Origin of the sequence: Pseudomonas sp. SCT (assembly GCF_003864275.1) — a bacterium.
In the GTDB taxonomy this organism is placed as follows: domain Bacteria; phylum Pseudomonadota; class Gammaproteobacteria; order Pseudomonadales; family Pseudomonadaceae; genus Stutzerimonas; species Stutzerimonas stutzeri_AE.
Map to the genome: position 1 here is coordinate 422,485 of NZ_BDJA01000001.1, position 13,126 is coordinate 435,610.

14 protein-coding genes are annotated in these 13,126 nt (G+C 63.4%); 12 read left to right on the forward strand and 2 right to left on the reverse strand.

Translation table 11 applies throughout. From position 1 onward, the window contains the following. The first annotated feature begins 85 nt into the window (after positions 1-85). The 6 genes from tkt (at position 86) to fba (ending at position 6,371) form a co-directional block, all read left to right on the forward strand. Entirely contained in the window at positions 86-2,083 is a 1,998-nt protein-coding gene (tkt, locus tag BHD08_RS02010; RefSeq protein ID WP_125020640.1) for a transketolase, read from the forward strand. A 105-nt stretch (positions 2,084-2,188) separates the two neighbouring features. Then, entirely contained in the window at positions 2,189-3,235 is a 1,047-nt protein-coding gene (gene epd, locus BHD08_RS02015; RefSeq protein ID WP_106157328.1) for an erythrose-4-phosphate dehydrogenase, read from the forward strand. A 46-nt stretch (positions 3,236-3,281) separates the two neighbouring features. After that, positions 3,282-4,442, forward strand: coding sequence for a phosphoglycerate kinase (locus BHD08_RS02020; protein WP_125020641.1), 1,161 nt, complete (start codon positions 3,282-3,284; stop codon positions 4,440-4,442). 136 nt (positions 4,443-4,578) lie between these two features. Then, positions 4,579-4,770: a hypothetical protein gene (locus BHD08_RS02025; RefSeq protein WP_015275337.1), complete on the forward strand. Its 192-nt coding sequence runs from the start codon at positions 4,579-4,581 to the stop codon at positions 4,768-4,770. A 22-nt stretch (positions 4,771-4,792) separates the two neighbouring features. Continuing rightward, positions 4,793-5,128: an MliC family protein gene (locus tag BHD08_RS02030; protein WP_015275338.1), complete on the forward strand. Its 336-nt coding sequence runs from the start codon at positions 4,793-4,795 to the stop codon at positions 5,126-5,128. 178 nt (positions 5,129-5,306) lie between these two features. Beyond that, a complete protein-coding gene (fba, locus tag BHD08_RS02035) occupies positions 5,307-6,371 on the forward strand; it encodes a class II fructose-bisphosphate aldolase (protein WP_014818785.1) in 1,065 nt (354 codons plus the stop codon). Positions 6,372-6,431: 60 nt separating this feature from the next. On the opposite strand, the gene BHD08_RS02040 is transcribed toward fba, so the two are convergent. After that, positions 6,432-6,812 (reverse strand): response regulator, encoded by a 381-nt coding sequence (locus tag BHD08_RS02040; protein ID WP_015275339.1) that lies wholly within the window; start codon positions 6,810-6,812, stop codon positions 6,432-6,434. Between the two features lie 291 nt (positions 6,813-7,103). Here BHD08_RS02040 and BHD08_RS02045 point away from each other — a divergent pair, with 291 nt between their 5' ends. From BHD08_RS02045 to BHD08_RS02070, 6 genes are all read left to right on the forward strand, one after another. Continuing rightward, complete coding sequence (locus BHD08_RS02045; RefSeq protein WP_125020642.1) at positions 7,104-7,718, forward strand: bifunctional 2-polyprenyl-6-hydroxyphenol methylase/3-demethylubiquinol 3-O-methyltransferase UbiG; 615 nt, start codon at positions 7,104-7,106, stop codon at positions 7,716-7,718. A gap of 177 nt (positions 7,719-7,895) precedes the next feature. After that, the gene (locus BHD08_RS02050; RefSeq protein ID WP_125020643.1) at positions 7,896-8,174 is read left to right on the forward strand and encodes a DUF3509 domain-containing protein; all 279 of its coding nucleotides are present in this window, start codon (positions 7,896-7,898) and stop codon (positions 8,172-8,174) included. Positions 8,175-8,267: 93 nt separating this feature from the next. After that, a complete protein-coding gene (locus BHD08_RS02055) occupies positions 8,268-8,741 on the forward strand; it encodes a hemerythrin domain-containing protein (protein WP_125020644.1) in 474 nt (157 codons plus the stop codon). Between the two features lie 219 nt (positions 8,742-8,960). Next, positions 8,961-11,171, forward strand: a complete 2,211-nt coding sequence (locus BHD08_RS02060) for a bifunctional diguanylate cyclase/phosphodiesterase (RefSeq protein ID WP_125020645.1) — start codon at positions 8,961-8,963, stop codon at positions 11,169-11,171. Between the two features lie 163 nt (positions 11,172-11,334). Beyond that, positions 11,335-11,664: a hypothetical protein gene (locus BHD08_RS02065; RefSeq protein WP_125020646.1), complete on the forward strand. Its 330-nt coding sequence runs from the start codon at positions 11,335-11,337 to the stop codon at positions 11,662-11,664. A 64-nt stretch (positions 11,665-11,728) separates the two neighbouring features. Next, on the forward strand, positions 11,729-11,911 hold the full coding sequence (locus BHD08_RS02070) for a hypothetical protein (protein ID WP_015275345.1): 183 nt from the start codon (positions 11,729-11,731) through the stop codon (positions 11,909-11,911). A 21-nt stretch (positions 11,912-11,932) separates the two neighbouring features. Here BHD08_RS02070 and BHD08_RS02075 read toward each other — a convergent pair whose 3' ends face one another. Then, entirely contained in the window at positions 11,933-13,117 is a 1,185-nt protein-coding gene (locus tag BHD08_RS02075; protein ID WP_125020647.1) for an NAD(P)/FAD-dependent oxidoreductase, read from the reverse strand. Positions 13,118-13,126 lie beyond the last annotated feature (9 nt).

Genomic DNA, 13,126 nt, shown 5'->3' on the forward strand with positions numbered 1-13,126 from the left:
CGGGCGATTCAGTCATTGCCGGGGCCACCCTCGGTAGGGGAAAATGGCCGCCTTTTTCTACGTACACCCCGCAGGAGATTCAGCGATGCCCAGCCGTCGTGAGCGAGCCAATGCCATCCGCGCCCTCAGCATGGATGCTGTGCAGAAAGCCAACAGCGGCCACCCGGGTGCCCCCATGGGCATGGCGGACATCGCCGAAGTGCTCTGGCGTGATCATCTGAAGCACAGCCCGACCAACCCGCAGTGGGCCGACCGTGACCGCTTCGTGCTGTCCAACGGCCACGGCTCGATGCTGATCTACTCGCTGCTGCACCTGACCGGCTACGACCTGTCCATCGATGACCTGAAGAACTTCCGCCAGCTGCACAGCAAGACCCCGGGCCACCCGGAGTTCGGCTACACCGCCGGCGTCGAGACCACCACCGGCCCGCTGGGCCAGGGCCTGGCCAACGCCGTCGGCTTCGCCGTGGCCGAGAAGGTCATGGCGGCGCAGTTCAACCGCCCCGGCCACAACATCGTCGACCACAACACCTACGTGTTCCTCGGTGACGGCTGCATGATGGAAGGCATCAGCCACGAAGTCTGCTCGCTGGCCGGCACGCTGGGCCTGAACAAGCTGATCGCCTTCTACGATGACAATGGCATTTCCATCGACGGCGAAGTCCACGGCTGGTTCACCGACGATACCCCGCGCCGCTTCGAGGCTTATGGCTGGCAGGTGATCCGCAATGTCGACGGCCATGATGCCGACGAAATCCAGATGGCTATCGAGACCGCGCGCAAGAGCGATCGCCCGACGCTGATCTGCTGCAAGACCATCATCGGCTTCGGCTCGCCGAACAAGCAGGGCAAGGAAGAATCCCACGGCGCGGCCCTGGGTGACGCCGAAATCGCTCTGACCCGCGAAGCGCTGGGCTGGAAGCACGGCCCGTTCGAGATTCCCGCGGAGATCTACGCCGAGTGGGACGCCAAGCAGAAGGGCGCCGACGCCGAGAACGAGTGGAACAAGCGCTTCGCCGCATACGAGGCCGAATTCCCCGGACTGGCATCCGAATTCAAGCGGCGCATGGCCGGCGAGCTGCCGGCTGACTTCGCCGAGAAAGCCAGCGAATTCATCCGTGAAGTTGCCAACAAGGGCGAGACCATCGCCAGCCGCAAGGCCAGCCAGAACTGCCTGAACGCCTTCGGCCCGCTGCTGCCGGAGCTGCTCGGCGGCTCGGCTGACCTGGCCGGCTCCAACCTGACCCTGTGGAAGGGCTGCAAGCCGGTGGTGGCCGAGGATGCCTCGGGCAACTACATGTACTACGGCGTGCGCGAGTTCGGCATGGCCGCGATCATGAACGGCATCGCCCTGCATGGCGGCCTGATCCCCTACGGCGCGACCTTCCTGATGTTCATGGAATACGCACGCAATGCCGTGCGCATGTCGGCGCTGATGAAGCAGCGTGTGCTCTACGTGTTCACTCACGATTCCATCGGCCTCGGCGAAGACGGTCCGACCCACCAGCCGATCGAGCAGCTGACCAGCCTGCGCACCACGCCGAATCTGGACACCTGGCGCCCGGCGGATACCGTCGAATCCGCAGTGGCCTGGAAGCATGCCGTCGAGCGCAAGGACGGCCCGAGCGCGCTGATCTTCTCGCGCCAGAACCTGCCGTTCCATGTGCGTGACAACGAAACCGAAGCGGCCATCGCCCGCGGCGGCTACATCCTGAAGAACTGTGCCGGCGAGCCGGAACTGATCCTGATCGCCACCGGTTCGGAAGTCAGCCTGGCAGTGCAGACCGCCGACAAGCTGACCGAACAGGGCCGCAAGGTGCGCGTCGTCTCGATGCCGTGCACCAGCGTGTTCGACGCCCAGGATGCGGCCTACAAGCAGCAGGTGCTGCCGGTGGAAGTCGGCGCACGCATCGCCATCGAGGCGGCGCATGCGGACTACTGGTACAAGTACGTCGGCCTCGACGGTCGCATCATCGGCATGACCACCTACGGCGAGTCGGCTCCGGCCAACCAGCTGTTCGAGGAATTCGGCTTCACCGTCGACAACATCCTCGCGGTCGCCGAAGAGCTGCTGGAGGACTGATCGCGACGATGGGTGGATGGCTGCGGTCATCCATCCCCTCAAGCCCCTTCCGCGTAGGGTGGCGAGCCATCTGCCGCTTTCCACCTGCAGGACCGACGAGAACCCATGGCCAACGCCCGTCCCTATCGCGTCGCTCTCAACGGCTACGGCCGCATCGGCCGCTGCGTGCTGCGTGCATTCTATGAGCGTGGCGCCGCCTTCGATTTTCAGTTCGTTGCCCTCAACGATCTGGCCGACATGGCCAGCCTGGAATACCTCACCCGTTTCGACTCCACCCACGGCCGCTTCCCCGGCGATGTGAGCGTCGACGGCGACTGCCTGCATCTGAACGGGCACTGCGTGAAGGTGCTGCGCGAGTCGACGCCCGAAGCCATCGACTGGCGTGCGCTGGATGTCGATCTGGTGCTGGAGTGCTCCGGCGCCTACACCAGCCGTGCCGATGGCGAGCGCTTCCTTGCCGCCGGGGTGCCGCGGGTGCTGTTTTCCCAGCCGATGGCCAGCGCGGCGGACATCGATGCCACGGTGGTCATGGGTATCAACCAGCAGCAACTGACCGGCGCCGAGCGGCTGATCTCCAACGCATCCTGTACCACCAACTGCGGGGTGCCGTTGCTCAAGCTGCTCAACGATGCGGTGGGCATCGAGTACGCCTCGATCACCACCATTCACTCGGCGATGAACGACCAGCCGGTGATTGACGCCTACCACCATGAGGACTTGCGCCGCACCCGTTCGGCCTTTCAGTCGGTGATTCCGGTGTCCACCGGGCTCGCCCGCGGCATCGAGCGCCTGCTGCCGGAACTCTCGGGGCGGATTCAGGCCAAAGCGGTGCGGGTGCCCACGGTGAACGTGTCCTGCCTGGACATCACGCTGCAGACGGCCTGTGATACCGATGCGCAAACGATCAACCGGGTACTGCGCGAGGCAGCCGAGCATGGCCCGTTGAAGGGACTGCTGGCTTACACCGAGCTGCCCCACGCCAGTTGTGATTTCAACCACGACCCGCATTCGGCGATCGTCGACGGCAGCCTGACCCGCGCGTCGGGCCCGCGGCTGGTGAACCTGCTGGCCTGGTTCGACAACGAATGGGGATTCGCCAATCGCATGCTCGACGTCACCGACCACTTTTTGCGCGTGGCTGGACGTCCCTAGCGGCCCGCGCCTGGAATATCGCTTCTCGACCTTAAGGAAGACCAACATGACCGTTTTGAAGATGACCGATCTCGACCTCCAGGGTAAGCGCGTACTGATCCGCGAGGACCTCAACGTGCCGGTGAAGGACGGCGCGGTGAAGAGCGATGCGCGCATCCTGGCTTCGTTGCCGACCATCAAGCTGGCACTGGAAAAAGGCGCCGCGGTGCTGGTCTGCTCGCACCTGGGCCGTCCGGAAGAGGGCGTCTACAGCGAGGAAGACAGCCTCAAGCCGGTCGCCGACTACCTGTCCAAGGCCCTCGGCCGTGAGGTACCGCTGATCAAGGATTACCTCGACGGCGTCGAAGTCCAGCCGGGTGAGCTGGTGCTGCTGGAGAACGTGCGCTTCAACAAGGGCGAGAAGAAGAACACCGATGAGCTGGCGCAAAAGTACGCTGCCCTGTGCGACGTCTTCGTCATGGACGCTTTCGGCACGGCCCACCGCGCCCAGGGCTCGACCCACGGCGTGGCCAAGTTCGCCAAGGTCGCCTGCGCTGGCCCGCTGCTGGCCGCCGAGCTGGACGCCCTGGGCAAAGCGCTGAAGACCCCGGCCAAGCCAATGGTCGCCATCGTTGCCGGTTCCAAGGTGTCCACCAAGCTCGACGTGCTGACCTCCCTGGCGGACGTATGCGATCAGCTCATCGTCGGTGGCGGCATTGCCAACACTTTCCTCGCCGCGGCCGGCTACAACGTCGGCAAGTCGCTGCATGAAGCCGATCTGCTCGACACCGCCAAGGCCATCGCCGCCAAGGTCGCCGTGCCGCTGCCGGTCGACGTGGTAGTCGCCAAGGAGTTCGCCGAAACGGCCGAGGCCACGGTCAAGGCCATTGCCGACGTCGCCGATGACGACATGATCCTGGACATCGGTCCGAAGACGGCGGCCATGTTCGGCGAAATGCTCAAGTCCTCGCAGACCATCCTGTGGAACGGTCCGGTTGGTGTGTTCGAGTTCGACCAGTTTGGCAACGGCACCAAGGTGCTGGCCCAGGCCATCGCCCAGAGTCCGGCATTCTCCATCGCTGGCGGTGGCGACACCCTGGCGGCGATCGACAAGTACGGCGTGGCCGAGCAGATCTCCTATATTTCCACCGGCGGTGGCGCCTTCCTCGAGTTCGTCGAAGGCAAGGTGCTGCCGGCCGTCGAAGTGCTGGAGCAGCGCGCCGGCTGATCCCGTCGGCGAGGCGAATGCCTCGATCGGCTCAGGTTGCCGGCGCCATGGCGCCGGCAACGTTAACCGCCTGCAGGCAACCCCGGCCGCTCGTCGTGGTCTTTGTTCTATCTTGAACAAGGAAAGGGGATGCATCATGCGCTATGCCGTCGTTGCACTTTGCTGTCTGGGCCTGGCCGGTTGCGCCGGTAATTCGCCGGATACTGCCTGTCAGGTGCTCGACCCGCCGCCGGTGCTCAGCCCGACCGCCGAGCATGATCAGCGCGTGGAAATTCAGGCCACGGGCGACCCGACCATCACGCAAGGCGGTCTGCAGGATTGCCCGTGATTGACGCTGCCAAGGAGAAGGAATGAAAAAAGGCCTGTCCATACTGATCGCAGCGTTGCTGCTCGGCGGTTGTGGCCATTGGCAATCCGGTCCGGACGCGCCGTTCGTACGCTGGAAGTGCCAGAGCCAGCAGAACATCGCCTGGCGTTACGCAGACGACAAACGAACTGCAATCGACCTGAAAGTTGGCAATAGCGAACGTATTCATACCCTGCGCAAGGAACCTGCAACGCGTGGCAGTTTCTATAGCGATGGCGTGATCGCCTTCCATGACAAGGGCAACGAGGCGCTGGTGTATCGCATCGCCGACGACAAGCTGCTCGCCCACGGCTGCAGTGCATCGCTCATCAGTATCTAGCGGTAAAAGAGTAGAAGCTGCCCCACCGATACGGGGCATGAATTGAAAGCGCTGGCGGGACGCTGGCATTTGTCGCTCCCGCCTCTACAATGCCGCGCCGCGTGCGGCGCTTGAACAGCGCCGGCCACTGCGGCAGGCTCTACACGATCAAACGACCCAGACCGGGAGAAAGGAAAACATGGCACTCATCAGCATGCGCCAGATGCTCGACCACGCCGCCGAGTTCGGCTACGGCGTGCCGGCCTTCAACGTCAACAACCTCGAGCAGATGCGCGCCATCATGGAAGCGGCCGACAAGACCGATTCCCCGGTGATCGTCCAGGCTTCCGCCGGTGCCCGCAAATACGCCGGTGCGCCGTTCCTGCGTCATCTGATCCTGGCGGCGATCGAAGAATTCCCGCACATCCCGGTGTGCATGCACCAGGACCACGGCACCAGCCCGGATGTCTGCCAGCGTTCGATCCAGCTCGGCTTCTCCTCGGTGATGATGGACGGTTCGCTGCAGGCCGACGGCAAGACACCGGCCGACTACGACTACAACGTCCGCGTGACCCAGCAGACCGTGGCCTTTGCCCATGCCTGCGGCGTTTCCGTGGAAGGCGAACTGGGTTGCCTGGGCAGCCTGGAAACCGGCATGGCCGGCGAGGAAGACGGCGTCGGTGCCGAGGGCGTGCTTGACCACAGCCAGCTGCTGACTGACCCGGAAGAAGCCGCCGACTTCGTCGCCAAGACCAAGGTCGATGCCCTGGCGATTGCCATCGGCACCAGCCACGGCGCCTACAAGTTCACCAAGCCGCCGACTGGCGACACCCTGTCGATCCAGCGCATCAAGGAAATCCATGCGCGCATCCCGGACACCCATCTGGTGATGCACGGTTCCTCGTCGGTGCCGCAGGAGTGGCTGCAGATCATCAACCAGTACGGTGGTGAAATCGGTGAGACCTACGGCGTGCCGGTCGAGGAAATCGTCGAGGGCATCAAGTACGGCGTGCGCAAGGTCAACATCGATACCGACCTGCGTCTGGCCTCCACCGGCGCGATTCGCGAGTTCATGGCGAAGAACCCCAGCGAGTTCGACCCGCGTAAATACTTCGCCAAGACCGTCTCGGCCATGCGCGACATCTGCATCGCGCGCTACGAAGCCTTCGGTACAGCCGGCAATGCCAGCAAGATCAAGCCGATCTCGCTGGAAGGCATGTTCCAGCGCTACGCCAGTGGTGAACTGGACCCGAAGATCAACTGATTGGTCCTGATATGAAAAAGCCCGCTTCGAGCGGGCTTTTTCGTTTGTGCCTGACCTCGTTCAGCTGGCGAGCAACTGCTGGATCTGGCTGCGTAGCGTATCCAGGGCGAAGGGTTTGGCCAGTACCGGCGCGGAGCGAGCGATCGGGCTGCCCGACTCGTAGATCTCGATGGGATAGCCGCTGATGAAGATCACTTTTAGGTCGGGCCGCAACTTGAGCGCAGGTTCGGCGATCATCACGCCCGAGACGTTGCCCGGCAGGCGGAAGTCGGTCACCAGCAGGTCCAGATGCGGCTTGGTCGCCAGGATTTCGAACGCCTTGGGCGCACTGTCCGCCTCCAGCACCTGGTAGCCCTCGCCGGCCAGATAATCGGCGAGCAGGCTGAGGATATGCGGCTCGTCTTCGACGAGCAGGACGATTTTCGGCGGTGCGTGGTTCATGGTGGTCTCGATGTTGCCTTACGTGCTGCATGCCAGCCCGTTGCGAGCCGGACAGGGTTTCGACAGGCTACGCGCTGCAAGTTTCAGTCCTGCAGCCAGACGGTCGTCACTTTCGCTGCGCTGCTGTGCGCTGGCGCACGTTGTGAACAGCATCCTCGCCGCTTCGGACGCTGCGCTCAAGGCCGACCTTAGCTGGGGGCGCCTAGCTGGGGGCACCTAGCCGGGCGCCCCTGCTGGCCCTGGATGGCGGGCCGCGGTAGGGTGGTCGACCAGGTATTGCAGGAGTTCAGCATGAGCGAATCGGAGCAGGCAGCGCAGCGCACCCTCGACTATTACCGCCTCAATGCGGAGGCTTTCCGCGAGGGCACCCGTGAGCATGACGTCAGCCAGAATCTCGATGCCCTTTTGCGTCACATTCAGGCACAGCCCCCGTTGCGCATCCTCGATCTCGGCTGTGGCCCGGGACGTGACTTGAAGGCATTGACCGCCCGCGGACATGTGGCAGTAGGGCTCGACGGAACCGAAGCGTTCGTCCAGATGGCTCGCGCCGAAAGCGGCTGCGAAGTCTGGCATCAGGACCTGTTGCACTTGCAACTGCCGTCCGAGTCGTTCGACGGCATTTTCGCCAACGCCGTGCTGTTCCATGTGCCGAGCGCTCATCTACCCAAGCTGCTGTCGCAGTTGCACGGCACGCTGAAGCCGGACGGGGTGCTGTTCTGCTCCAACCCGCGCGGGCAGGACGAAGAGGGCTGGAGCGGTGATCGCTACGGCGTCTGGTATCGCTGGTCGACCTGGCGCACGCATGTGTTGGCCGCAGGCTTTGTTGAGCTGGAGCACTATTACCGGCCGGCGGGGCTGCCCCGAGCGCAGCAGCCGTGGCTCGCCAGCGTATGGCGCAAGGCCTGAGCAGGCAGCGCAGACCGCAGAATGCAACCTGCGTCACGCTTCATATTGCGTTTTGCACGGCTTAATGCTTTGGATGATTTACTTAAGTATCTGTTTTTAAAGGATAAAACCTGAATATCAGGGTTGGCACGAACGCTGCTCCGTTAAGTCCGCTGGAACTTATTGGAGTACAGAACAATGACCGCCGCACAACAATTCCTTACTGCTGCCTTTCCTGAGTTCGAAGTGCTCACCGAGCCCCGCCCAGATGGCGGCTTGCTGCTGACCCTGCGCAACGACGACCGCACCCTGGTCAAGCGTGCATTGTCCAAGGGGCAGACCCAGACCCGAGTTCAACTGGAATGGGTCGTCAGCTCGGTTCGCCGTGACCTGGCGCTGGAGGCGGGGATGTCGCCTTCCATCGCACACCTGCAGAGCCAGAGCCGTACCGCACTGCCTACCTACGAGTACGCCTGAGCCGCCCCGGCTGCGGGATGACCGCAGCCACATTTTTCGACACCGGGCCACAGAGCTCGGTTCGTTTGCCGTGAAGCCGAAGAGGATTACCGCATGAACGCCATCGACCTGCTGATTGAGGATCATGAGCGCGTAAAGGACCTGCTGACGCGCCTGACCGATTCCACCGAGCGCGCCGTGAAGACGCGTACCGAACTGCTGAGCAAGCTGGAAATGGAAGTGACTATCCATACCCAGCTGGAAGAGCAGATTCTCTACCCCGCTTACAAGGAAGCTGGCGGCAAGGAAGAGGTCAAGATGTACCACGAGGCCAAGGAGGAACACCGAGCGGTGGATGCGCTGGTGCTGCCAGATCTGAAGGCAACCGAACCGGGCAGCCTCGAATTCTCCGGCCGTGCCAAGGTGTGCAAGGAGTTGCTTGAGCACCACATCGAGGAAGAGGAGTCGGAAATGTTCCCGCAGGCGCGCGAGCTGTTCGATGCCAAGCGCCTCGAAGAAATGGGCGAGCAGATGATTGCGTTGCGTAACCGTCTGAAAAAGGAGCTGACGGCCAAGCAGGCCGCCTGAGTTCCGCGTCTCAACCGGGGCCTATAGCCCCGGTCTGCTCGACCATGGTCTGCCCCCGGACCATCTGCTTTGCTGACCTGCATCAAAACCGGCCCGTGGCTCCGCTGCGACCCTTGATGGCTCGATGGCATCATCTGGTGCATTCCCTCGACGCAACCCTTGCTCGTAGCTGCATGGCGCGCAGTCCTAGTGGCGTGTGTCCAGCGAACAGGGGCGGGGATGGAAGACGAGCTGAAGGCACTGCTGCAACGAGTCGGGCTCGGCCTCGACCAGATTCTGGTGCGCAAACGTTACCTGCAGTGGCAGGCCAGTGACGGGCTGCGTCTGAACCGCGCCGCGGCGGAGCTGGAATCTGCGCACCCGGCCTTCATCGAAAAACTCTACGAACACCTGAATGCTTTCGCTCAACCCTCCGCCATGCAGAACGATTCCGTCGGGATCGCACGGCTGAAGCAACGCCAGCTGGAGTATTACCGCCGCCTGTGGAACGGCCCATACGAGCGTGATTATGTGCGCGACCGGTTGCTGGTCGGGCTGGTGCACCAGCGTGTCGGGGTCGATCTGGAGTGGTATTTGGGGGCGTACCGCCTCTACCTGTCGGAAATGCTACGGACGCTGCTGGGAGATGGCGAGCAGCATGCGCTTTACGACAGCCTGCTGAAGATCGTCTTCTTCGACATGGTCCTCGCGATCGACACCTACAGCGCGGCGCAGCGACATGCGCTGGAGGACAGCGAGGCGCGACTGACCCGGGCATTGCGCGGCACCGAGGATGGTATCTGGGAGTGGGATGTCGAGCGCGATCAGCTGCACCTCTCCGAACGCTGGACCGCCATGCTGGGGATGCCGATGCAGGCCGGCTATTGCAGCCGCGGCTGGTTCGAGCGTGTGCACCCGGACGACCTGCCCGGGCTGCGCGAAGCGATCGCTGCTCACCTCAATGGGCACTCCCCTTCGCTGGCGCATGAATACCGCGTGCGCATGGAGACCGGTGAGTATCTCTGGGTGTTGGTGCGAGGGGTGGCCGAACGTTGTGAGCAGGGCACGCTGCGCATGGCAGGTTCGCAGACCGATATCAGTGCACGCAAGGCGGCGGAGGAGTGCCTGCGCCATGCTGCACGGCATGATGCGCTCACAGGTCTGGCCAACCGCCTGCATCTCGATGAGCTGCTCAAGGAGGTGCAGCAGCGCCCGTATGGTCGAGCTGCTGCCTTGCTCTTCATTGACCTGGACCGCTTCAAGCTGATCAACGACAGCCTCGGCCATGGCGCTGGCGATCAGGTGTTGGTCGAAGTCGCGCAGCGGCTATTGCACTGCCTGCGTCCCGGCGATCATCTGGCGCGCTTCGGGGGTGACGAGTTCGTTGCGTTGCTCGGTGATCTGGCCTGTGAGGCCGATGCCGAGCGCGTCGCGCAGCGGATGCTGGTCGCACTGCGCGAGCCGTTGCAGCTTGGCGAACGCACACTGTCGGTCAGCGCCAGCATCGGCATCGCTCCCCTGCAGCGCGACGGACAGGCGCTGAACGTGCTGCAGGCGGCGGACCTTGCGCTGTATCGTGCGAAAAGCGCCGGCAAGGACCAATTCGCGCTGTTCTGCGATGGCCTGCATTCCAAGGCCGCACGCCAGTTGGAGCTGGAAAGTGCGCTTGCGCAAGCGCTGACGCGCCGGGAATTCACGCTGCATTACCAGCCGATCTGCCGCGTCGAGCAGGGCCAGCCCTATCTGCTCGGCGTCGAGGCGCTGCTGCGCTGGCGCTTCGAGGACAAGCCGGTTGCGCCGATTGAGTTCATTCCGGTCCTGGAGGAGTCGCGCGAGATCGTCCGGGTCGGCGAATGGGTGCTGCGTGAGGCCTGTCGCCAGGTCCGGCGTTGGCAGCAGGCAGGGCAGACGCAACTCTACTGCGCGGTGAATCTGTCGATCCGTCAGTTGCAGCAGGTCGACTTTGCCGAGCTGCTGGCGCGGGTGTTGCGTGAAACCGGGCTGCCGCCGCAAAGCTTGCTGCTGGAGATCACCGAGACGCTGCTGATGCACGACAGCGAGATGATGCTGAACTGCCTGCACGAGGTCGCTGCGCTGGGGGTGCGTCTGGCGCTGGACGACTTCGGCACGGGCTACTGCTCGCTTGGGTACCTGAAGCGCTACCCGCTGCATGTGCTCAAGGTTGATCGCAGCTTTATCGCGGCAGCCCCGGATGACGCCGATTCGGTGGCGATCAGCGGCGCCATTATCGGGTTGGGGCAAAGCCTCGGCTTGGCAGTGGTCGCCGAAGGGGTTGAGCGACCCGAACAGATCGAGTTTCTCGTCGCGCAGGGTTGCCGAGCGGTTCAGGGCTACTGGTTCAGCCCGCCGCGGCCAGCCCCCGAGCTGCAGGCGCTGTTCGATGGAACGCGCCGAGCCGACGGACTATGGGGCTTGCAGCAGCTCCGGTAGCAGTTAATCGATTGCACTGATCCTCAGGATGACAGGCGCCGGATGCCGCCCGCCATCGGGCAGGCAGGGGCACTCTTGCGCCTCGAAGCGGTCAACCTTCTGTGAATCTGACGATTCAAGAATTCTCCGGCTATCCGTCGGACCACCCTGAAGGAGGTTAACCATGCGTCTTACCTATCTGCTGCCCCCCGTACTCGGACTCTTGCTGGTCGGTTGCGGCCCAGACAAAGATCGCGAGCGTGAGCCGACTCCGCCGCCAGCCACTACCGAGCAGCCTGCTGCACCTTCCACTGATACCACCACACCGCCTGCAGGCACTGGCACCGGTACCGGAACTGCCCCGAGCACCGGAACGGGTACCGGCACTTCTGGCGGCATGGCCACTCCGCCCGCCGACAACGGCAGCGGCCTGGGCACCGAATCCGGTTCGGGCACTGCGCCCAGCACTGGTACGGGCACTGGCACTGGCGCCGGCACCGGCACTTCGCAGTAAGCGCGGTATCACCTGACCCAGGCACCTTGCGCATCGCGCGAGGTGCCTCCCGCAGGAGAAAGCAATGAAGTGGAATTATCTATTGGCCGGCGCTCTGAGCGCGCTTGCCATAGCGGGTTGTTCACCGGACGAAGAAGAGTCGGCGCTGGACAACAACACCCGCAACCAGCAGGAATATCAGAACACCGCGACCGATCCCGCAGGTCCGCGCGAGATCTCGCCGCCGTCCAACCGGACCAACGAATAAGCGAAGGTGCTGCTGCGCTGGCTAGACGTACTGTCCGGCCGCGTAGCCAGACGCCCAGGCCCACTGGAAATTGAAGCCGCCCAGGTGGCCGGTGACATCGAGGACTTCGCCGACGAAATACAGTCCCGCGGATTTCTGCGATTCCATGGTCTTCGACGACACTTCCCGCGTGTCCACTCCTCCCAGCGTCACCTCCGCGGTGCGATAGCCTTCGGTGCCAGCCGGAACCAGCTGCCAGTCCGCGAGTTTCGCGGCGATCGCTTCCAGTTCACTGGGTACGTATTGCTTGAGCGGCTTGGAGTCGAACCAGTGCTCGCACAGCAGGCCGGCCATCTTGCGGGTGAAGACGTCACCCAGCACGGTTTTCAGCTCAGCGTTGGGGCGTTCCTGTTTCTGCGCTGATAGCCACTCGTTCAGGTCCAGATGGGGCAGCAGGTTGATATGCACCACGTCGCCTGGCTGCCAGTAGGAAGAGATCTGCAGGATCGCCGGCCCCGACAGGCCACGATGGGTGAACAGGATGTTCTCGCGAAAGATCTGCCCGTTGCAGCTGACCAGGCAATCTTCTACCGATGTGCCGGATAGCTCGGTGCAAATGGTCTTGAGCTGTGGCTCGGTGATGGTGAACGGCACCAGCCCAGCCCGGGTCGGCAGCACGCTATGGCCGAACTGACGGGCAATCTGATAGCCGAAGCCGCTGGCGCCGAGGGTGGGAATCGACAGCCCGCCGGTGGCGATCACCAACGACTGGCAGCGCACCGCGCCGATGCCGCTTTGCAACAGATAACCATCGTCATGCCTGACAATGGACTCGACCGCGGTATCCAGGCGCAGGTCGACGCCGGCCTGGGCGCATTCGTCCAGCAGCATCTCGAGGATGTCGCTGGACTTGTTATCGCAGAACAGCTGGCCGAGCTTTTTTTCGTGATAGGCGACGCCGTGGCGGCTGACCATCTCGATGAAGTCCCACTGGGTGTAGCGCGCCAGCGCGGACTTGCAGAAGTGCGGGTTGCTGGAAAGGAAGTTCGCCGGTTCGGTGTATAGATTGGTGAAGTTGCAGCGCCCGCCGCCGGACATGAGGATCTTCTTGCCGGCTTTGTTGGCATGATCAAGCAGCAGCACCCGGCGTCCGCGCGCCGCGGCGGTGAAGGCACACATTAGCCCGGCCGCACCTGCGCCGATCACCACCACGTCAGTCTGCACCACTGCTTACCT

Bases quoted from the DNA above. Each gene is read 5' to 3' on its own strand.
- tkt (WP_125020640.1), top strand. From the start codon at position 86: ATGCCCAGCCGTCGTGAGCGAGCCAATGCCATCCGCGCCCTCAGCATG.
- BHD08_RS02045 (WP_125020642.1), top strand. From the start codon at position 7,104: ATGAGCGAATCGGAGCAGGCAGCGCAGCGCACCCTCGACTATTACCGC.
- BHD08_RS02025 (WP_015275337.1), top strand. From the start codon at position 4,579: ATGCGCTATGCCGTCGTTGCACTTTGCTGTCTGGGCCTGGCCGGTTGC.
- BHD08_RS02030 (WP_015275338.1), top strand. From the start codon at position 4,793: ATGAAAAAAGGCCTGTCCATACTGATCGCAGCGTTGCTGCTCGGCGGT.
- BHD08_RS02065 (WP_125020646.1), top strand. From the start codon at position 11,335: ATGCGTCTTACCTATCTGCTGCCCCCCGTACTCGGACTCTTGCTGGTC.
- epd (WP_106157328.1), top strand. From the start codon at position 2,189: ATGGCCAACGCCCGTCCCTATCGCGTCGCTCTCAACGGCTACGGCCGC.
- BHD08_RS02060 (WP_125020645.1), top strand. From the start codon at position 8,961: ATGGAAGACGAGCTGAAGGCACTGCTGCAACGAGTCGGGCTCGGCCTC.
- BHD08_RS02050 (WP_125020643.1), top strand. From the start codon at position 7,896: ATGACCGCCGCACAACAATTCCTTACTGCTGCCTTTCCTGAGTTCGAA.
- BHD08_RS02055 (WP_125020644.1), top strand. From the start codon at position 8,268: ATGAACGCCATCGACCTGCTGATTGAGGATCATGAGCGCGTAAAGGAC.
- BHD08_RS02040 (WP_015275339.1), bottom strand. From the start codon at position 6,812: ATGAACCACGCACCGCCGAAAATCGTCCTGCTCGTCGAAGACGAGCCG.
- BHD08_RS02070 (WP_015275345.1), top strand. From the start codon at position 11,729: ATGAAGTGGAATTATCTATTGGCCGGCGCTCTGAGCGCGCTTGCCATA.
- BHD08_RS02020 (WP_125020641.1), top strand. From the start codon at position 3,282: ATGACCGTTTTGAAGATGACCGATCTCGACCTCCAGGGTAAGCGCGTA.
- fba (WP_014818785.1), top strand. From the start codon at position 5,307: ATGGCACTCATCAGCATGCGCCAGATGCTCGACCACGCCGCCGAGTTC.